The organism is Streptomyces sp. NBC_01363, from assembly GCF_026340595.1.
Taxonomy (GTDB): domain Bacteria; phylum Actinomycetota; class Actinomycetes; order Streptomycetales; family Streptomycetaceae; genus Streptomyces.
The window spans coordinates 709,060-729,961 of sequence record NZ_JAPEPF010000001.1 but is presented as its reverse complement, the minus strand read 5'-3'; the positions used below and the strand labels follow the sequence as shown (position 1 = coordinate 729,961).

Sequence of the window (20,902 nt, the reverse complement as noted above, 5' to 3'; positions counted from 1 at the left end):
CGGTCTATGGACCATGAGGGCAGAAAGCGCAACCGCTGTGGACAGCGCAATGTCACACTAGGCGTAAATATGACCTATATGTCGCATTGTGGGCCTCCTGCCGTCCTGGTGTTGTCCACAGGCGGTGGCCGAAGTCGTGGACGACGGACAGAATCGAGAGGTGGGCACGGGCCGCCCCGACCGCCGGGTCGGGGTGCGTCCCCGTGCCGGACCACCCCGATCTACCCGGGAGGCAGCGGTGAGGACAGCGACACTGGGACCTGCGGAGCGCGCCGAGGCGCTGGCCGCGATGGCCGAGCGCGAACTGGACGTGCTGGTCGTGGGGGCGGGCGTGGTCGGCGCCGGTACGGCGCTGGACGCGGCGACGAGAGGACTCTCGACCGGCCTGGTCGAGGCCCGCGACTGGGCGTCGGGCACATCGAGCAGGTCGAGCAAGCTGATCCACGGCGGGCTGCGGTATCTGGAGATGCTCGACTTCGCGCTCGTCCGGGAGGCGCTGAAGGAGCGCGGGCTGCTCCTGGAGCGGCTGGCCCCGCATCTGGTGAAGCCGGTGCCGTTCCTCTATCCGTTGCAGCACAAGGGCTGGGAGCGGCTCTACGCCGGTTCCGGCGTGGCGCTCTACGACGCGATGTCGGTGTCGTCGGGCCACGGCCGCGGCCTGCCCGTGCACCGGCATATCTCCCGCCGCCGTGCCCTGCGGGTCGCCCCGGCACTGAAGAAGGACGCCCTGGTCGGCGCCTTGCAGTACTACGACGCGCAGATGGACGACGCCCGCTATGTGGCGACCCTGGTGCGCACCGCCGCCGGGTACGGCGCACATGTGGCCAACCGTGCGCGGGTGATCGGCTTCCTCCGGGAGGGCGAGCGGGTCGTCGGCGCCCGGGTGGAGGACGTCGAGGCGGGCGGGGAGTACGAGGTCAGAGCCAAGCAGGTGGTCAACGCGACCGGGGTCTGGACGGATGACACCCAGGCGCTGATCGGGGAGCGCGGACAGTTCCACGTCCGGGCGTCCAAGGGCATTCACCTGGTCGTCCCCAAGGACCGCATCCACTCCTCGACCGGCCTGATCCTGCGGACCGAGAAGTCCGTCCTCTTCGTCATCCCATGGGGACGGCACTGGATCATCGGGACGACGGACACCGACTGGGACCTGGACAAGGCGCACCCGGCGGCGTCCAGCGCCGATATCGACTACCTGCTCGAACACGTCAACTCGGTCCTGGCCACGCCCCTGAGCCGGGACGACGTCCAGGGCGTCTACGCCGGGCTGCGGCCGCTGCTGGCCGGCGAGTCCGATGCCACCAGCAAGCTCTCGCGCGAGCACACGGTGGCGCATCCGCTGCCGGGCCTCGTGGTCGTGGCGGGCGGCAAGTACACGACGTACCGGGTGATGGCGAAGGACGCCGTGGACGAGGCGGTGCACGGCCTGGACCAGCGGGTGGCGGCCTGCGTCACCGAGGAGATCCCGCTGCTGGGGGCGGAGGGATACCCGGCCCTGTGGAACGCCCGCGCGAGGATCGCGGCCCGCACGGGCCTCCATGTCGCCCGGGTGGAGCACCTGCTCAACCGGTACGGCTCGATGACCGAGCAGATCCTCGAGCTGATCCTCGGCGATCCGGTGCTGGGGGAGCCGCTGCCCGCGGCGGACGACTACCTGAAGGCCGAGATCGTCTACGCGGCCTCGCACGAGGGGGCCCGCCATCTCGACGACGTGCTGACCCGCCGGACCCGGATCTCCATCGAAACCTTCGACCGGGGCACGAACAGTGCCCGGCTCTGCGCGGAACTGATGGCGCCGGTGCTGGGCTGGGACGAGGGGCAGATCGGCCGGGAGGTCGAGCACTACGAGAAGCGGGTGCAGGCGGAGCGGGAGTCGCAGCGGCAGCCGGACGACCTCACGGCCGACGCGGCGCGGCTCGGGGCTCCGGACATCGTGCCGATCTAGGGCGTCCGGGGCTTGGGCGTCCCGTCGCAGAACTCCGCGTCCAGCAGTGCGGTTTCGAGGGGCTCCGCGTCGGCCAGGGTGTCCGTGTCGATGCGGTACGTCAGGGTGTGCCTGCCGTCACGGGTGGCGGCGGTCCGGACGTAACTGCCCGCGATATGGCCGTTGTGCCCCCAGACGGTGATGCCGCAGGAGAGCTTCTGCGGATAGATGCCCAGGCCGTAGACGCCGTGCGTGGCCCCGGTGTTCAGCAGGATCGCCCGCTGGGCGGGCGCGAGGAGACGGCCGCCCAGCAGGGCCGCGTAGAAGCGGTTCAGATCGTCGAGCGTGGAGATCAGCTCGCCGGCCGCGCCCGCCGTGCGCGGGTCGAGCGCGGTGGCGTCGCGCAGGCTGCCGTCGGCCGGATCGCGGGTGTAGCCGCGGCCGTGCGGGATGGGCAGGGCGGTCCGGGTGCCCGGGAGCGAGGTGCCCGTGAGACGGAGGGGGGTGATGACGCGGTTGCGGATCTCGGTGGCGTAGGGATGTCCGGTGACCCGTTGAACGACGAGTCCGAGTACGGCGTAATTGGTGTTGGAGTACGCGTAGCGGCTGGGGGCACCCGTTGGACGATGGGACACGGCGACGCGGACCGCCGCGGTGGCGGAGAGGGGGTGGGCCGATGGGTCGGCGGTGTAGTCGTAGAGGCCGCTGGTGTGGCTGAGCAGGGCGCGCAGGGTGATGCGGCGGCCGGCGTTGCCGTTGCCGCGCACCAGCCCCGGCAACAGCCGTTCGACCGTGTCCGTCAGCCGCAGCCTGCGTTCCCGGACGAGTTGGAGCACGACCGTGGCGACGAAGGTCTTGGTGATGCTGCCCGCCCGGAACCGGTCCGCCCGTCGGACATTGGGGCCTGTCGAGCGGTAGGTGTCGTACGGTGCGGAAGAGGCACGACGGGCCAGCAGTGCCGCCGTGGGAGCACCGCCCTCGGTGACGAGCCGGGGCAGGTAGGTGGCTGCGGGGGTGAGGTGTGGTTCGCTGGGCGGGGTCGTTGTTCCCAGTACGAACAGCGCCAGCACCAACGGGGCGGCGAACAACGCCCTGAGTATCGGCATGGCAGGGATTCCCTTCCTCCGGGCACATCATGACGGGCCTGCGGACCCGGCACCATGACCGGTGCCGGGGTGAGGGACAATGAACGCTCTGCCAGGGCGGGTTGATCGCAGAGGGGACGCATGTCGGAGGCGGAGCAGGCACGGGAGCCCCAACGGGACAAGGACGGACGTCTCCTCGCGGGGCGCTACCGGCTCGGGGAGGTGCTCGGCCGGGGCGGTATGGGCACGGTCTGGCGTGCCGTCGACGAGACGCTGGGCCGCACGGTCGCGGTCAAGGAACTGCGGTTCCCTTCGGCCATCGACGACGACGAGAAGCGACGGCTCATCACGCGCACGCTGCGTGAGGCGAAGGCGATTGCCAGGATCCGCAACAACGGCGCGGTGACGGTCTACGACGTGGTCGACGAGGACGACCGGCCGTGGATCGTGATGGAGCTCATCGAGGGCAAGTCCCTCGCCGAAGCGGTGCGCGAGGACGGCGTGCTGACGCCGAAGCGCGCTGCCGAGGTCGGCCTCGCCATCCTCGACGTGCTGCGCTCGGCGCACCGCGAGGGCATCCTGCACCGTGATGTGAAGCCGTCCAATGTGCTGATCGCCGAGGACGGCCGGGTCGTGCTGACCGACTTCGGTATCGCCCAGGTCGAGGGCGACCCGTCGGTCACCTCGACGGGCATGCTCGTCGGCGCCCCCTCGTACATCTCGCCCGAGCGCGCCCGCGGCCACAAGCCGGGACCGCCCGCCGACCTCTGGTCGCTCGGCGGACTGCTGTACGCCAGCGTCGAGGGCTCACCGCCGTACGACAAGGGGTCGGCCATCGCCACCCTGACCGCGGTGATGACCGAACCGCTCGACCCGCCGAAGAACGCCGGTCCGCTGGAGGAGGTCATCTACGGCCTGCTCGCCAGGGACCCGGAGCAGCGGCTCGACGACGCGGGCGCCCGTGCCCTGCTCAACGACGTGATCCACGCGCCCGAGAAGCCGGACCCGGTGGTGCCCCCGCCCGCCGACGCCACCCAGGTCATGGCGCTGCCCAAGGCTCCGGCCGAGCCCCGTGCCAAGGCGACGCCGAAGCCCGCGGAACAGGGCGAGGGCACGCGGGACCGGCTGCGGGGCGCACTGCGCTCCGTACGGAACGCGAAGGCGGCACCGGCCGTCGCGGCGGGCACCGCCGCGGCCTCGGCCACTGCGCCGCCCGCGCCCAGGACGCCTCCGTCGGACGCCCTCGCGGCCGGTGGCGCGGACACCCCCGCGAAGCCCGCCCGGCCCGCGGCTGCCACGGCCGGCGGGGCTGCGGCCTCCGCCGTCGTGCCGCCGCAGCGCCCGGCGACGTCACCGGCCACCCCGCCCCGGGCGTCCATCACGGACGTGGTCCCGCGCCGCACCCTGGCGATCATCGCGGCCGTGATCGTGCTCGCCGTGATCGGCACGGTCCTCGCGCTCACGCTCGGCGGGAACGACGAGAACGACGCGAGCAACGGCAACGGCAAGGGCGACAAGTCGACCTCGGCCGGTCCCTCGACGGCGACCGGTGGTTCCACGGACACCGACAGCGGCAGCGGCAGTGGCAGTGGCAGTGGCAGCGGCAAGGACCAGGGCAAGGGCAAGGGCAAGGACCAGGACCAGAGCGGCAACCAGGGCCAGGACAAGGGCAAGGGCAAGGACAGCGGCAAGGGCGACAAGCCGGGGGACGCGCTGCCCGCCGGGTTCCGGACAGTGACGAACAAGGAATTCCACTTCACGATCGCCATGCCCGAGGACTTCCGCTTCGACCAGAAGGCGGGCAGCAACTCCGGTGCCATCTACAACGTGAGCGGTGGCTTCCCCCGTATCCAGGTCGACTACACCGATTCGCCCGGTGGCGACGCGGCCGCGGCCTGGAACGCGGCGAAGGCCGCCGTCGCGGCCAGCAGCAACGGCTTCCATCAACTCGGCATCGACAAGGTCCAGTACAACGGCTACCCGACCGTCGCCGACTGGCAGTTCGAGCGCACCCAGCACGGCCAGCGGGTCCATGTGCTCAACCGGGGCTTCAAGGTCGACGCCGGCCACGGCTACGCGATCATGATCAGCTGCAAGGCGGACGAGTGGGACAGCGCGGAGTGCCGGACGCTGCGCAAGACCGCGTTCGACACGTTCAAGCCCATCGACTGACCCATGGGTGAAAAGGGCCGGGATGAGCCGACCCAGCCGCGCGGCCGTCACTTGCCACGTATCGTGAGAGCCTGAAGACCGTACGCAGCCGGAACGGTAGGTCAATTGCACGGTAAGTGACCGCAATTGATGGATGGACGCGGTCTTCGTGGCCGGGGGACAGCGCGCTCTGGGGAGGCGTCGTGGACGACTACGCGGGTCGGGTACTTGCCGACCGCTACCGCCTTCCGCTGCCTTCGACCGATGAGTACGAAGTGGTCGAGACCCGGGCGTTCGACACCTACAGCGGACAGGAAGTCCTGGTCCGGCAGGTGCCGTTGCCCGAGGTGGTGGACGCCGAGGTGCTCGACGCCGACGATCCCGGCCCGGCGGACCGACGGGCCATCGGACGGGCCGTGCGCGCGCCCGCGGACCCGGCGGTCCGGCGCGCCGTGGAAGCGGCACAGGCGGCGGCCCAGGTGCCCGACCACCCCAGGCTCGACCAGGTCTTCGACGTGTTCGCCGAGGCGGGTTCGCTCTGGATCGTGAGCGAACTCGTCGCGGCCCGCCCGCTCGCCGCCCTGCTCGTGGAGCGACCGCTCAACCCCTTCCGGGCCGCCGAGATCGGCTCCGACGTGCTGACCGCGCTGCGGGTGCTGCACGCCCACGGCTGGACCCACCGGAACATCACCGTCCGCACGGTGCTGATCTGTGACGACGGCCGCGTGGTGCTGACCGGCCTGGCGGCCGGGGCGGCGGAGGAGGCGCTCTGCGGGTACGTACCGGCATCGCAGCTCGACGAGGACGAGGACGGGCCCGAGGGCGGATACGGCAACGAGGGCGGGTTCGGCAACGAGGGCGGGTTCGGCCGCCCGGCGATCGGCGCGGGTCCGGCCGGGGTGTTCGCGCCGCCCCCGCCTGCCATACCGCCCCCGCCGCCCATGCCGTCCGTGCCCGCCCCTCCGGCCGAGGTGCCGGCCTCACGCGGCCCGGCCGCGATCGAGGCGGGCCGGGCGACCGGCGACTCTCACGGCGATGACGAACCGTACGCCGAGGATCCGTACGCCGAGGATCCGTATGGCGGTGATCCGTACGGCGATGACGACCCGTACGGCGACGGTGATCGCCCCGACGACCGCCACGGCGACGACGGCCACCCCGACGATCGTCGCTTCCACGACGACGACACTCACGGCGGAACGGGAGACGCCGCGCATCTGCGGGCCGCGCGTGCCGGAGCCATCGCCGCCTACCGTGCGGGCGCCCGCGCCGCCGCACGCGTCAGCGAGGACCGGCGCCGCACCGGGGCGGGCGAGGCGGAGGACACCGGCAGCCTGCCGGTCCAGCGTTCCGCACGGCCGGAAGGCACGGAACCGTCCGACCCGGACCACAGCCGTCCGCAGCCGGCCGCTCCCCGGAGCCACGCCACCGACGACCCGTATGCCAAGGACCCCTACGCCGACGACCCGTACGCCAAGGACCCCTACGCCGACGACCCGTACGCCAAGGACCCCTACGCCGACGACCCGTGCGCAGCGGATCCCCATGACGAGGACGACGACGAGGACGGTCGGCCACCCGCACGGCGACTGCACCTCACCGGCTCCTGGAGCGACGGCCCCGGATCCGGGCGCCCCGTCCCCGCCGGAGGTTCGGGCGAGGACGCCCTGCGCGCCGACGCCCGGCGCCACGGCGACCTTCCGGCACTGCCCGCGCACCGGCCCGGCCGACAGCAGCAGCCGGACCACTGGGACGAGGGCGCCGGGAGCGGCCGTACCGGCTCCGCCTATCGCGGTCCGGCCACCCCGCTCGCCGCCGAGCGCGCTCGGCAGACCCGGATCGCCGTGGTCGGCGCGGTCACCGAGCGCTGGGCGCCCGAGCAGGCCGGCCCCGTCCACGAGAACTGGCGGCTGGCGCCGCCCATCGGCCCCTCCACCGACCTCTGGGCGCTCGGCGCCCTGCTCTACCGCGCGGTCCAGGGCCATGCCCCGTACCCCGAGGAGAACGCCGCCGAGCTCGTCCAGATGGTCTGTGGCGAACCACCCGCCTTCGCCGAGGAGTGCGGCCCGCTGCGTCCCGTCGTCGAGTCCCTGCTGCGCCAGGACCCCACCGAGCGGCCGGACTTCGAGGAGCTGAGCGGCTGGCTGCGCTCACTGGTGCGCTCGGCGCCCGAGCCCGAGGCCGGTCTGGACGTCGTGCCCCTGCCGTCCGCCGACAGCGCCCGGCTTCCCGTCGTACGCCGCAGGGGCGAGCTGGTCCGCAGACGACGTGGCAGGAGCGCGGCCCACGGCCGCCACCGCCACACCAAGGACAGGCCCGACCGGCAGGACGGACCCGGGCCGGAAAGAGCCCCCAAGGCTTCCCATGCCTTCCAGGCCCCTCGGGTCGCCCAGCCCCCCCGGCCTCCCCAGGCCCCCCGGGTGCCGCGTGAGCCGAAGGGGCCCAAGGCACTGCGCACCCCGCCCCGCCCCCGTGACGGCGAGCGGCGGGCGCCGCGGCGGCTCGGGCGGCTGCTCCTGGTGCTGATCCTGCTGGCCCTCGTCGCGGCCATCGCGTACGCCGTGATGTTCATGCCCAAGTCGGACGGTGAACCGGGCACCCGTTCCACGGGCCCGGCGTCGTCGACGTCCGGTTCGCCGGAGCCCGGCAGCGGCGGGTCCGGCGGCTCGACGTCCTCGGGGTCACCCGGTGCGCAGCAGCCGCAGACCAGCCGCTCCGCCGTCGCGCTCGCCTCCGGCTACACCCTGCGCAAGGACCCGGAGGGCTTCGAGGTCGGCGTGCTCAAGGGCTGGCAGCGCAGCCCCGCCAACGCGGACCGCCAGATCCGCTACGGCAGCGACGGCTTCAGCCTGCTGATCGTCCCGGGGCGCGACACCGTCAAGGCCGGCGGCAACGACCCGCTGGCGTACCAGGCCGACAAGGAACTGGAGTTGCAGCAGTTCCGCGACTCCAGCTGGTCGGGGTCGAGCGGGCTGCGCCGGATCGACGTCGGACGACAGGCCATGGCGGAGGGCCAGTTCACCTGGCAGGACGCGTCGGGACGCGAGGTCTACGCCCGCAATCTCGTGATGGTCGTGGACGGCCGCTACCACGTCATCCAGGTCATCGGCCCGGAGAACCGGCGCGACAAGGTTTCGGACATCTACGAACAAGCCATCTCCTCCTACCGCGTGACGCCCTGAACTCTCTCCGTACAACACCCGGTCGATGACGGAGCGACAAGCATCACAGTGCGGTCTCGTGGGTGGTGCGAGGTTCCGTGGGCGTGCATCCCCTCCGTAATCTGGCACCCGAGGAACGGGGCGGGGATACGTGGATCGATCACAGAGCACGGAAACGGGACTGGTGCTGGCCGGAAGGTACCGGCTGGGCGAAGTCCTCGGGCGCGGCGGCATGGGCAAGGTCTGGCGCGCCCACGACGAGGTGCTGCACCGCACGGTCGCGGTCAAGGAGTTGACCGCCGGTCTCTATGTCGCCGAGGCCGACCGGATCGTGCTGCACGCCCGCACGCAGAAGGAGGCCCGCGCGGCGGCCCGGATCACGCACCCGGGCGTGGTCACCGTGCATGACGTGATCGAGTACGACAACCGGCCCTGGATCGTCATGCAGTACGTCGACGGCCCGTCCCTCGCCGACGCCGCCAAGGAGTCCGGCGAGGTCGAGCCGCGCGAGGCCGCCAGGATCGGCCTCCATGTGCTGAGCGCCCTGCGCGCCGCCCACGGGGCGGGGGTCCTGCACCGTGACGTGAAGCCCGGCAACGTGCTCCTCGCCAAGGACGGCCAGGTGTTGCTCACCGACTTCGGGATTGCCGCCATCGAGGGCGACTCGACCATCACCCGGACCGGTGAACTGGTCGGTTCCATCGACTACCTGGCGCCCGAGCGGGTGCGCGGCGGCGACCCGGGACCGGCGTCCGACCTGTGGTCGCTGGGCGCCACGCTCTACACCGCGGTCGAGGGGCGCTCGCCGTTCCGCCGTACGTCCCCGATCTCCACCATGCAGGCCGTCGTCGCCGAGGAGCCCCCGCCGCCCGGCCGGGCGGGCCCGCTGACCTCCGTGATCACCGCGCTGCTGCGCAAGGAGCCGGACGAGCGTCCGTCGGCCGCGGAGACCGAACGGATGCTGCTGGACGCCATGGAGGGCCGCGCGCCCGTGGCCGCCCAGGCGTTCGTGCCGACGCAGAGCGTCCCCGACGAGGTGCTGCGCTCCCTGGGCGCGGACGGCCCGGCCGGGCCCGGGACCACTCAGCTGCCCCACCCGGCGGCCCCGGCCCCGGCCCCGGCCGCTGCACCCGTACCCGCCCCGGCACCCGCCCCGGCGGCCCGACGCAGCCGCTGGCGCACCGTGGTCCTGGTCATCGCGGCCGCGGCGCTGGTCGGCGGTGGCGCGGGACTCGCCGCGATGAAGTACGGGGACCGGACGGAGAGCACCGCCGGGCGCGACGACACGGTCAGGCACACGAACACCGCCCCCGAGAAGCCCAGCGCCTCGCCCTCGGCCAAGCCCGAGGTGAAGGCGAAGGACGTGCCCAAGGGCTGGCACCGGGTGAACGACCCCGAGGGCTTCAGCCTGACCGTGCCCGACGGCTGGGAGCGCCGGGCGGACGGCAACCAGATCGACTACACCCCGGACAACGGCGTGCACTACATCCGGATCAGCATCGACCCGGCACCCGACTTCGAGAACTCGTACATGCACATGCTGAGCCTGGAGACGCAGCTCGCCAAACGGCTTCCCGGTTACCAGCGCAAGACCCTGCACTCCAACACGTACCGGGACCGGCCGGGTTCGCTCTGGGAGTTCATCTGGACCGAGACCAAGGACCATCCGGGTCCGCGCCATGCGATCGACCAGATGTACTTCGGCGAGGAGAGCGGTCCGGAGTACGCGTTGTACATGACGGGACCGGCGGACGACTGGGACACGACCCGGGCGCAGTTCGACACGATGCTGCGCGGATGGCGTGCGCCCGACAGCTCCGGATGAGGTCCGCCGGGCCGGGCCGTGGATGGCAGGGCTCCTGATCAGGGGCTTTGTTGCCAGTGATCACTGGCTTGTTTGTGGGGAGTGTGAAAACCCGTTACTCACGGGTACCCAAAGCGTGCGGCTGGACGTACTCTCGCCCTCATGACGGACTCGCAGGCCTCCACGTCCACCTCCGCTGCCCCGCTCGGCACCAACCCGGTGGCCGCCGCCCCCGCGGGGGTGCGCACCGCCGCCGATGTGGTGACTCCCGAGGTGATCGCCCAGCTGACCCGGGGTGTGGCCGGATCGGGCCGCACGGCCAACCACACCCCTTTCACCGGGGAGAAGCTGGCCGACCTGCCGGAGTCCACCCCCGAGGACGTGGCGAGCGCCTTCGAGCGGGCCCGTGCGGCCCAGCCCGCCTGGGCCGCGACGCCCGTCCGCGCCAGGGCCGCCGTACTGCTCCGCTTCCACGACCTCGTCCTCAGCCGCCAGGCCGAGGTGCTCGACCTCATCCAGCTGGAGACCGGCAAGGCCCGGCTGCACGCCCACGAGGAGGTGCAGGCCGTCGCCGTCGCGGCCCGCCACTACGGGCGCAAGGCCGGCTCGTACCTGAGGCCGAAGCGGCACACCGGAGTCGTGCCGACCCTCACCAAGGTCACCGAGCTGCGCCAGCCGCGCGGCGTCATCGGGCAGATCGCGCCGTGGAACTACCCGTTCGAGCTGTCCGTCGGCGACGCGCTGCCCGCGTTCGTCTCCGGCAACGCCGTCGTGATGAAGCCCGACACGGAGACCGCGCTGACCGCGCTGTGGGCCCGTGACCTGCTGATCGAGGCGGGACTGCCCGCCGAGGTGTTCCAGGTCGTCCTCGGGGACGGACCCGTCGTCGGCCCCGAGGTCGTCAAGCACGCCGACTACGTCTCGTTCACCGGCTCCACCCGCACCGGCCGCGAGGTCGCGCAGGGCGCGGCGGCCCGGCTCGTCGGTGTCTCGCTGGAGCTCGGCGGCAAGAACGCCATGCTGGTCCTGAAGGACGCCGACGTGGAGAAGGCCGCCGCGGGCGCCGTCCGCGCCTGTTTCTCCTCCGCCGGTCAGCTCTGCATCTCCATCGAGCGGCTGTACGTCCACGAGTCCATCGCCGATGACTTCGTGGCCCGCTTCGCCGCCCGCACGAAGGCCATGCGGCTCGGCAACTCCCTCGCCTACGGCGCCGACATGGGTTCCCTGGTCGGCGAGCGCCAGCTGGAGACCGTCACCCGGCATGTCGCGGAGGCCGTCGAGAAGGGCGCCAGGCTCGTCGCGGGCGGGGTCGCCCGGCCCGACATCGGTCCGCTGTTCTACGAGCCGACCATCCTCGACGGCGTCGAGGCGCCGATGGCCGTCTGCAACGAGGAGACCTTCGGCCCGGTCGTCTCCATCTACCGCTTCACCGACGAGGACGAGGTCGTCGCCCTCGCCAACGCCACCCCGTACGGCCTGAACTCCAGCGTCTGGACCAAGGACTCCGGGCGCGGCCACCGGGTCGCCGCCCGGCTGCGGACCGGCACGGTCAACATCAACGAGGGGTACGCCCCCGCGTACGGCAGCGTGCAGTCCCCGATGGGTGGCATGAAGGACTCCGGACTCGGCCGCCGGCACGGCTCCGAGGGCATCCTCAAGTACACCGAGGCGCAGACCGTCGCCCAGCAGCGGCTGATTCCGCTCGCCCCGTCCTTCGGTATGGACGACGAGAAGTACGCGGCGTTCATGAGCGTCAGCCTCAAGGCGATGAAGGCGTTCCGCCTGCGCTGACCCCGGTGGCACCGCAGCACCTTCCGCCCGTTTCGTACCGAGGAGAGCCATGTCCCAGGACAGCCCTGCCCAGAATCGGCCCGTTGCCCCGGAAAGGACCGACGACGACGCCGCCTACGACTACGACGTGCTCGTCGTCGGCTCGGGCTTCGGCGGTGCGGTGTCGGCCCTGCGGCTGACCGAGAAGGGGTACCGCGTCGGGGTGCTGGAGGCGGGCCGCCGGTTCACCCCCGGCACCCTCCCCAAGAACTCCTGGGACCTCAAGAACTACCTGTGGGCCCCCGCCCTCGGGCTCTTCGGCATCCAGCGCGTCCATCTGCTCGGCAATGTGATGGTGCTCGCCGGTGCGGGCGTCGGCGGCGGCTCGCTCAACTACGCCAACACGCTGTACGTGCCCCCGGCGCCGTTCTTCGAGGACCGCCAGTGGGCGGCCATTACCGACTGGCAGGACGAGCTGAAGCCGTACTACGACCAGGCCAGGCGGATGCTCGGAGTCCGGCTCAACCCAACGATGACACCCTCCGACGTTCATCTGAAGGCGGCAGCGCAGGCCATGGGGGTCGGCGACACCTTCCACCTCGCCCCGGTCGGCGTCTTCTTCGGCGACGGCAAGGACGCCGACGGCACGGCGAAGGCGAAGCCCGGCGGCACGGTCGCCGACCCGTACTTCGGCGGCGCGGGCCCCGCCCGCAAGGCCTGCACCGAGTGCGGCGAATGCATGACGGGCTGCCGCCACGGCGCGAAGAACACCCTCAACGAGAACTACCTCCACCTCGCCGAGAAGGCCGGAGCCGTCATCCACCCGATGACCTCCGTCGTCGCGATCACCGACGATCCGGAGGGCGGCTACCACGTCGTCACCGTTCCCACCGACCGCCGCAGGAAGGCGAAGCCCACGCGGCTGCGCGCCCGCAAGGTGGTCGTCGCGGCCGGCACGTACGGGACGCAGACCCTGCTGCACACCATGAAGGACAAGGGGCTGCTGCCCCGGCTCTCGGCCCGGCTCGGCGAGCTGACCCGTACCAACTCCGAGGCGCTCGTCGGCTCGCAGACCAGCGACCGGCGCTACCGCAAGAAGCACGGCACCCCGAAGGCCGACTTCACCCGGGGCGTCGCCATCACCTCCTCGATCCACCCCGACGAGAACACCCACATCGAGCCGGTCCGCTACGGCAAGGGCTCCAACGCGATGGGCTCGATGTCCATCCTCCAGGTGCCCTACGGCGGCCGACGGGTGCTCGGCTGGCTCGGCAACATGGCCAAGCACCCGACCCTCGCCGTGCGTTCGCTCTCCAACCGCCGCTGGTCGGAACGGACCATCATCGGGCTCGTCATGCAGTCGCTCGACAACTCCCTGACGACGTACCGAAAGCCGGGCGGCATGGGGAAGGGCCTGCTCACCGCCCGGCAGGGGCACGGCGCGCCCAACCCGACCCAGATCGAGGAGGCGACGCGCAGCGCCACGCTGCTCGCCGAGGAGATCAACGGCTTCGCGGGTTCGAACGTGGGCGAGCTGATGGGCACCCCGCTCACCGCGCACTTCCTCGGCGGCTGCCCCATCGGCGCCACCGCCGACGACGGGGTGATCGACCCGTACCACCGGCTCCACGGGCACCCCGGCATCTCGGTGGTCGACGGCTCGGCGGTCTCCGCGAACCTCGGTGTCAACCCGTCGCTCACCATCACCGCCCAGGCCGAGCGCGCCATGTCCTTCTGGCCCAACAAGGGCGAGGCGGACCCGCGCCCGGCACCGGGCGAGGCGTACGAACGGCTGGCGGCGGTCGAGCCGCGGTCACCGGCCGTGCCGAAGGACGCCTTCGGCGCGCTGAAGCTGCCGTTCCTCGGGCTGCCGACCGTCCCGCCGAAGAAGCAGCCGTAGAAGCCGAGGAAGCAGCCGTAGGAGTAGAAGAAGTCGTAGCAGGCACAGCGGAATCGGGACAACAGAGAGGGGCTGCACCCCCTCCGAGTGCAGCCCCTCCATGCTCACGGTGAGCGGACGCGTCACACGCCGGCGTCACCGTTCCTGCGGCGCCGCACGATGAACATCGCGCCCGCGCCGAGCACCACGGCCGCGCCGCCCGCGGTGGCGAACACCGGCAGCGCGGAGGACGAACCGGTCTCCGCGAGGCTGCCGGACACCTTGCCCGTCGGGTTGTCGGCCGGCTTCGTGGACGGGACCGGGGCGCTGCCGCCCGTCTGCGGTGTCGAACCGCTCCCGCCGGACTCCACGATCTTGAACTTGTACGCGACGTCGCTGACGCCCATGCAGTCCTTGTCGCCCACGTACAGACCGGCACCGAGCGTGAATCCGGCACCGACGGGGGCGGTCGGCTTCACATTGATGCGCAGCGGGATGTCGACCTCGTACCCCGCGGGGATCTCGTCGGACTGGCCGACGTAACCGACCGCGCGGCCGTCCTCGCTGAGCTCGACCCACTTGTCGGTCTCCGGGTCGAGGGCCTGGAGACTGACCTGCTTCGAGCGGAAGAGATCGTTGCCCGCCTTGTCGGAGGAGGCGCCCGCGAAGTAGTCGATCTCCTTCACGGCGGACTTCGAGGAGTTGTAGACGTTCATCTTGAACGTGTGCCAGCCGCTGCCCCGGGCGATCCGGCCGGGCAGGCCGTTGACGGAGATGTCCAGGTCGGACTTGGCGCACTCGGCCGGCTCTTCCGGGTCCTCGGACTCCGACGGGGAGGCGGACGCGGACGACGAGGCGCTCGCCGAATCGCTCGGGGTCGCGCCGACGGCCTCGCCCGGGGCCGGACCGGTGCTCTCGGAGGTCTCGCCCGGACCGGGTGTGCCGGACTCCTCGCCGGTCTCCTCGGCGGACGCGGACGGGCTCGGCTCGGTCGCCGGGGACCCGGAGTCGCTCGGTGAGGGCGAGCCGGTGGCCTCGGCGGCAGCGGTCCCGTCCGTCGTCACGGCGAACGCGGCGGGGACGGCCAGGACCGCGGCAGGGGCGATGACTGCCGTGGCGGCGGCGAGTGCCAGGGCGCGGCGAAGCTTCATGGTGACCTCGGAAGTCCGGCGTAGCGCGGTGCGCGATACGGGTTTCGGGACGGGCCCGTCGTGAGGGGGGCACGAGCGGGGCCGGTGGTTCCGCATGGTTGACCAGCGGTCCGCCGCAATGGTTGTCCGGATGCTCACAGAACCTTTATGTGACGCCCCTCACGTCCGCTTCCACGGGAAACGGCCCCTGCTTTCAGGGGAAACGGCCCCGCTCGCACGGGGAAGGGCCCCGCGGACCGTCGGTCGGCGGGGCCCTTCGTACGTCGGCGCCGGGACGCGGCCCGCGTCACGCAGGCCGTTTCGACTGGATCTCAACCGGATACGGCCGACTCCGGGCGTCCCCGGAGCCGGCCGTATCCCGGGGTGACCGGGCTGCTGTCCCCTGCCGACCGGTCACGCACGCTGGGGCGCGGTCCCACGGCGCACCTGCAGTGCGCCACACGCTCCAGCGGAGCCACGCGTGGTTTCCTTCCAGAGCCGCCCCTGGCTGGCACGGACACCGGGACCAACGAAGCCGCGCCGGACCCGGTCACGCGCCGTACGGGTGAGAATCGGCCCGAACTGGGATACGCCGGGGGACCCCCGGCCCGCGGGGCGTCACGCCCGGCCGCGGCACAGCTCCAGCAGCGTCATGGCGAGGGAGGTGCCGGGCCTGCCGAGCGCGTCCCGGTACGAGGCGAGGATCTCCATCTCGCGGGAGAGGCTGATCCGGCGACCGCCGGAGGTGATCCGGGCCTCCTGGATGACCGCCGAGACGGCCATCCGCTCCTGGACGAGTCCGATGATCCGGTCGTCGAGGGTGTCGATGCGGGACCGCGCGTCGTCGATCAGCGTGGCTGCCTCTTCGGTGTGCGCACCGGTCTTCTCGGCCGTGGTCTTCGCCTGGGCGGTCTTCGCGGGGGCGGTGCTGGTCATGGTGGTGACTCCTCGTGGGGTGTGGTCCCCGAGGCCGACCGGTCCGTAACGCCAAGGCGCCCCGGGCCTTTCGGCCCGGGGCGCCTGGAACGTTGCTTGGGATCAAGCAGCACGACCATGGCAGCCGGCGGGCCGGATGCCATAGGTAAAGACGAAGGTCGTGTGCTGCTGCATGGAACTCAGTATGGCCCCGCTCCCGAGGGCGGGCCAACACGGGGCCCGGATGCTGAGACACCGGGTCCGGCCGGCCCCGGCGGAGTCCGCCCCGGCACCCCCGTACGGGCGGGACGACGGCGGACTCCGCAACCCCGGTAGAATCGACAAAACAGACCCCCCTTCACCGCCGGAAGGCCGCCCGTGCCAGCAGCACCCCCCGCCGCCCCCGACACCACCACCGACGTGGTTCTCGTTGTCGACTTCGGCGCGCAGTACGCCCAGCTCATCGCCCGACGCGTCCGTGAGGCCCGGGTCTACAGCGAGATCGTCCCGTCCACCATGCCGGTGGCCGAGATGCTGGCCAAGAACCCCCGGGCGATCATCCTGTCCGGCGGCCCCTCCTCGGTGTACGCGGAGGGCGCGCCCTCCCTCGACCGTGCGCTGTTCGAGGCCGGGGTCCCGGTCTTCGGCATGTGCTACGGCTTCCAGCTGATGGCCACCACGCTCGGCGGCACCGTCGACGACAACGGTGCCCGTGAGTACGGCCGTACCCCGCTCACCGTCTCCAAGACCGGCTCCACGCTCTTCGAGGGCACCCCCGCCGAGCAGTCGGTCTGGATGTCGCACGGCGACGCCTGCTCCGCCGCCCCCGAGGGCTTCACCGTCACCGCGTCCACGGACGTCGTGCCGGTCGCCGCCTTCGAGAACGACGAGAAGAAGCTCTACGGCGTCCAGTACCACCCCGAGGTCCTGCACTCCACGCACGGCCAGCAGGTCCTGGAGCACTTCCTCTACCGCGGCGCCGGCATCGAGCCGACCTGGACCACGACCAATGTGGTCGAGGAGCAGATCGCGCTGATCCGCGAGCAGGTCGGCACCAAGCGCGCCATCTGCGGTCTGTCCGGCGGGGTGGACTCCGCGGTCGCCGCGGCCCTCGTGCAGAAGGCCATCGGCTCCCAGCTGACCTGCGTGTACGTCGACCACGGTCTGATGCGCAAGGGTGAGAGCGAGCAGGTCGAGAAGGACTTCGTGGCCTCCACCGGAGTCCAGCTGAAGGTCGTCGACGCCGAGGAGCGCTTCCTGACCGCGCTGGCCGGGGTCTCCGACCCCGAGCAGAAGCGGAAGATCATCGGCCGCGAGTTCATCCGCGTCTTCGAGCAGGCCCAGGCCGAGATCCTCGCCGAGGGCGCCGCCGGCGGCGAGGAAGTCGCCTTCCTCGTCCAGGGCACGCTGTACCCGGACGTCGTCGAGTCCGGCGGCGGCACCGGCACCGCCAACATCAAGTCGCACCACAACGTGGGCGGCCTCCCCGAGGACATCGAGTTCCAGCTCGTCGAGCCGCTGCGCCAGCTGTTCAAGGACGAGGTCCGGATGGTCGGCCAGGAGCTCGGCCTGCCGGACGAGATCGTCCAGCGCCAGCCGTTCCCCGGCCCCGGCCTCGGCATCCGTATCGTCGGCGAGGTCACCAAGGAGCGGCTCGACCTGCTCCGCGAGGCCGACGCCATCGCCCGCGAGGAGCTGACCGCGGCCGGCCTGGACCGCGACATCTGGCAGTGCCCGGTGGCCCTGCTCGCCGACGTCCGCTCGGTCGGCGTCCAGGGCGACGGCCGCACCTACGGCCACCCGATCGTCCTGCGCCCGGTCTCCTCCGAGGACGCCATGACGGCCGACTGGTCGCGCCTGCCGTACGAGACGCTCGCCCGGATCTCGACCCGCATCACCAACGAGGTCGCCGACGTCAACCGCGTCGTGCTCGACGTGACGAGCAAGCCGCCGGGCACCATCGAGTGGGAGTGACCCCTCCCGCAAGGTCAATGCCGATGCCGTCGCTCATTCGTTTGGGCGGCGGCATCGTCGTATGGGCTGGGCAGGCCGGCTTCTTGTCTTCATGAGTCCGCAGACCAGGTTTCACATGCGGACCACGTGGCTTCTGGAGAACGGCCTGCAGGCGCATCTGCCTGCGGGGCCGGACGTCGACCTCACCAAGGACTGCGGCCGCCGGGCGTAGAAACAGGCGGGCAGCCTTCCCGACACCCTGGCCACTTGCGGCAACCGGCGGTAACTTCCGGTCCCGTGCGCCCGCGCACGTACGCCCTGGGAGCCCCGAGGAGCCGCCATGTCCGAGCCCACGCCCATACCCGTGGACCAGCTCCACTTCGCGATGCCGCCCGTCCACGAATCCGTGGCCGACGAGCGCGCGTACCGCAAGGAACGACTGGCCGGGGCGCTCCGGCTGTTCGGGGAGTACGGGTACGAGGACGGCGTCTCCGGCCACATCACCGCACGGGACCCGGAGTTCACCGACTGCTTCTGGGTCAACCCCTTCGGGGCCCCGTTCGACGGGCTCACGGCGGACGAGCTGATCCTGGTCAACGGCGAGGGGCAGGTCGTCGAGGGGCGCCACCACGTCAATCAGGCCGCCTTCGCCGTCCACGCGCAGGTGCACCGCGCCCGCCCGGACGTCGTCGCCGTCGCGCACACCCACTCCGTGCACGGGCGGGCCCTGTCCGCGCTCGGCGAGCTCATCGAGCCGATCACCCAGGAATCCTGTGCCTTCTACGAGGACGCAGTCCTGTACGACGCGTACACCGGGGTCGTCGTGGACGAGGACGAGGGGCGCCGGATCGCCGCCGCGCTCGGCGGGCACAAGGCGATCGTGCTGCGCAACCACGGGCTGCTGACCGTCGGCGACTCGGTGGACGCGGCCGCCTGGTGGTTCATCGCGCTGGAGCGCTCCTGCCAGGTGCAACTGGCCGCGCGGGCCGCCGGGAAACCGGTGCTGATCGAGCACCGGGACGCGGTCGCCACCCGTGACCAGCTGGGCAGCGACCTGGTGGCATGGATCAACTACCAGCCCCTGTGGCGCCGGATCAGTCGCACATTCTGACGATACGCGCCGACGGACCGCCCCGATGCGGTCCGCGGCCCTGTCGTACGGCACAATTCGCTGCAATAGCAGCCGAGTTGGCTGTACCGGGGCTTGAAAGGGCGGCGTTCTCAGTGGCGTTGGACGAGGCGAGGGCGAGCAGCACGCACGGGGGCGGCTGCACGTGCGGCGACTGCCCGCACGGGGCACGCGAGGGCCACCGGCGCGCGGTGGCCGCGTTCCTGGCCAAGCGGGACGAACTCGCCGCGGGCCAGGGGCTGCCGCCCGGCGTGGCGCAGTCCGCCTCCGCGACCCGCCAGTGGGTCTCGGACGAGCTGACCCAGTCCGCCAGGACCGTCGCCGAACGGGGCCGGGAGGCGGGCGACGCCTGGCTGTACCGGGTGTGGCGGCGCACCCTGATCGTGGTGTGGGGAAGCGTCGCGCTGCTGGTCATCGGCGAGTCCGCCACCGCCATCGGCGCGGGCTGGACCAACGCCCGTACAGCGGGGCTGGTCGCCGGACTCGTCACCGCCGGCCTGCTGACCGGCGCCGCCCATGTCCACCGGGCCCGCGGCGGCCTCCTCGCCCCGCTGATCGGCGAGGACAACCGGCTCTCCACCTCCCGGGCGGTCGCCGTCTCCTGGGTGCTGCTCGCCGTCTTCTCCGTACTCGTCCTGGCGCTCCAGCTGGCGGGCGCCTCCGGTCACGCCGAGCGCGACGCGCTGATCGAGGGGCTGGACCTGGCCCGGGGCGCCGGGGTGGTGACCGTGCTCGCGCTGGTGTGCGCCGTCGCCGTCGTCGTACGCCGGGTCGTGACCGTACGCTCCCTGTCCGGGCGGATCCAGAAGCTGCGGGCCGACCGGCCGCGCGCCGCCGATCTGCTCACCGACGACTCCGGGCGGGGCAGCTTCACGGATGTGCAGTACGTGCTGGTGAGCACCGTCGCCGTACTGTTCGCCGCGGTCCGCCTGGCCCGCCGGCCCGAGCAGCTGCCGGACCTGCCCTGGGGCCTGGCGCTGCTGGTCACCGTCTCGGCGCTCGCCTACTTCGCCGGGAAGTACGCGGAGGGCGGGCGTCCGGTGATCCTCTCGGTGGTCCGGGCCCGCGAGGCCGGGGACCTGGACGCGCCGGTCCGTACCGGCGACGACATCGAGATCCGGGGCGCGGGCTTCGTGCCGCCCGGCGCCGGGACACCGGACCGGCTGGCCCGCATGGTCGTCCGGATCGGCCGGGTCCATGTGCATGTGCCGCTGATCCCGGTCACCGGCGGCTTCGCCAACCCGACGGACGGCGTCCTGACCGTGCCGGTACCGGTGGAGGTCGAGCCGGGACTGGTGGAGGTGCAGGTCGTGACCGCCGCCGGAGTGGAGACGAACCGGGTCGAGATCGACGTGACGGACTGACTGCCGGGGCCCGGGACCACCCGGGGGAACGGCGGGTACCGGGCCGGACGACCCGCCGGGTGAGCAGCGTGTTCCCCGCGTACGTATGGTCTGGTGACGGGTCTACGGAAGGTGGGACAGCCACATGCAGGGATACGGCACGAACGTACGCGGTCTGGGCGAGTCGAGAGGGCTCAAGGACGTGGCGCGGGAGCACGCCCTGCTGCCCCTGCGGATCTTCCTCGGCGTCACCTTCATCTACGCCGGGCTCGACAAGCTGACGGACAGTGCCTTCTTCCGGGCGAGCGGCCCCGGCTCCATCGGCGAGACCATGCACGCGGTACGCGACTCGTCCGCGATCCCGGCCCTCGTCGACCTCGCGCTGAAGAGCCCCGGAGCCTTCGGGTACGCCATCGCCATCGGTGAGCTCGCCGTCGGCCTCGGCACCTTCTTCGGGCTGTGGGCACGGCTCGCCGCGCTCGGCGGTGCGCTGATCTCGCTGAGCCTGTGGCTGACCGTGAGCTGGCAGGTCACGCCGTACTACTTCGGCAACGACCTGGCCTACCTCATGGCCTGGCTGCCGCTGGTGCTCGGCGGGGGCGCGGCGTTCTCCGTGGACGCCCTTCTCGCGTCACGACGGCGACGGATCAGGTAGTTC

13 protein-coding genes are annotated in these 20,902 nt (G+C 71.8%); 10 read left to right on the top strand and 3 right to left on the bottom strand.

Annotated features, from left to right (window positions below):
- Window positions 1-238 precede the first annotated feature (238 nt).
- A complete protein-coding gene (locus tag OG611_RS03290; RefSeq protein ID WP_266415356.1) occupies window positions 239-1,945 on the top strand; it encodes a glycerol-3-phosphate dehydrogenase/oxidase in 1,707 nt (568 codons plus the stop codon).
- Here OG611_RS03290 and OG611_RS03285 read toward each other — a convergent pair.
- Complete coding sequence (locus OG611_RS03285) at window positions 1,942-3,030, bottom strand: serine hydrolase (protein ID WP_266415354.1); 1,089 nt, start codon at window positions 3,028-3,030, stop codon at window positions 1,942-1,944. The two genes, OG611_RS03290 and OG611_RS03285, sit on opposite strands and share 4 nt — an antisense overlap.
- Before the next feature lie 120 nt (window positions 3,031-3,150).
- Here OG611_RS03285 and OG611_RS03280 point away from each other — a divergent pair, with 120 nt between their 5' ends.
- The 5 genes from OG611_RS03280 (at window position 3,151) to OG611_RS03260 (ending at window position 13,795) form a co-directional block, all read left to right on the top strand.
- Window positions 3,151-5,181: a serine/threonine-protein kinase gene (locus OG611_RS03280; protein WP_266415352.1), complete on the top strand. Its 2,031-nt coding sequence runs from the start codon at window positions 3,151-3,153 to the stop codon at window positions 5,179-5,181.
- Between the two features lie 182 nt (window positions 5,182-5,363).
- Window positions 5,364-8,342 carry a serine/threonine protein kinase gene (locus OG611_RS03275; protein ID WP_266415350.1) on the top strand — a complete coding sequence of 993 codons (2,979 nt, stop codon included), beginning with the start codon at window positions 5,364-5,366 and terminating at the stop codon, window positions 8,340-8,342.
- Between the two features lie 130 nt (window positions 8,343-8,472).
- A complete protein-coding gene (locus OG611_RS03270) occupies window positions 8,473-10,146 on the top strand; it encodes a serine/threonine-protein kinase (protein WP_266415347.1) in 1,674 nt (557 codons plus the stop codon).
- A 141-nt stretch (window positions 10,147-10,287) separates the two neighbouring features.
- Window positions 10,288-11,916, top strand: coding sequence for a succinic semialdehyde dehydrogenase (locus tag OG611_RS03265; RefSeq protein WP_266415345.1), 1,629 nt, complete (start codon window positions 10,288-10,290; stop codon window positions 11,914-11,916).
- A gap of 49 nt (window positions 11,917-11,965) precedes the next feature.
- Window positions 11,966-13,795, top strand: a complete 1,830-nt coding sequence (locus OG611_RS03260) for a GMC family oxidoreductase (RefSeq protein ID WP_266415343.1) — start codon at window positions 11,966-11,968, stop codon at window positions 13,793-13,795.
- A 122-nt stretch (window positions 13,796-13,917) separates the two neighbouring features.
- Here the strand turns inward: OG611_RS03260 and OG611_RS03255 are convergent, their stop codons facing one another.
- Both OG611_RS03255 and OG611_RS03250 read right to left on the bottom strand, forming a co-directional pair.
- Window positions 13,918-14,925 carry an LAETG motif-containing sortase-dependent surface protein gene (locus tag OG611_RS03255; RefSeq protein ID WP_266415341.1) on the bottom strand — a complete coding sequence of 336 codons (1,008 nt, stop codon included), beginning with the start codon at window positions 14,923-14,925 and terminating at the stop codon, window positions 13,918-13,920.
- Window positions 14,926-15,522: 597 nt separating this feature from the next.
- Window positions 15,523-15,840 (bottom strand): chorismate mutase, encoded by a 318-nt coding sequence (locus OG611_RS03250; RefSeq protein ID WP_266415338.1) that lies wholly within the window; start codon window positions 15,838-15,840, stop codon window positions 15,523-15,525.
- A 357-nt stretch (window positions 15,841-16,197) separates the two neighbouring features.
- Here OG611_RS03250 and guaA point away from each other — a divergent pair, with 357 nt between their 5' ends.
- The 4 genes from guaA to OG611_RS03230 all read left to right on the top strand — a co-directional run bounded on the left by guaA (window position 16,198) and on the right by OG611_RS03230 (window position 20,899).
- Window positions 16,198-17,793 carry a glutamine-hydrolyzing GMP synthase gene (gene guaA / locus OG611_RS03245; RefSeq protein ID WP_266415336.1) on the top strand — a complete coding sequence of 532 codons (1,596 nt, stop codon included), beginning with the start codon at window positions 16,198-16,200 and terminating at the stop codon, window positions 17,791-17,793.
- A gap of 319 nt (window positions 17,794-18,112) precedes the next feature.
- The gene (locus OG611_RS03240; protein WP_266415334.1) at window positions 18,113-18,883 is read left to right on the top strand and encodes a class II aldolase/adducin family protein; all 771 of its coding nucleotides are present in this window, start codon (window positions 18,113-18,115) and stop codon (window positions 18,881-18,883) included.
- A gap of 113 nt (window positions 18,884-18,996) precedes the next feature.
- Window positions 18,997-20,265: a hypothetical protein gene (locus OG611_RS03235; RefSeq protein WP_266415332.1), complete on the top strand. Its 1,269-nt coding sequence runs from the start codon at window positions 18,997-18,999 to the stop codon at window positions 20,263-20,265.
- Window positions 20,266-20,389: 124 nt separating this feature from the next.
- Window positions 20,390-20,899, top strand: coding sequence for a DoxX family protein (locus OG611_RS03230; RefSeq protein ID WP_266415330.1), 510 nt, complete (start codon window positions 20,390-20,392; stop codon window positions 20,897-20,899).
- The last annotated feature ends 3 nt before the right edge of the window (window positions 20,900-20,902 follow it).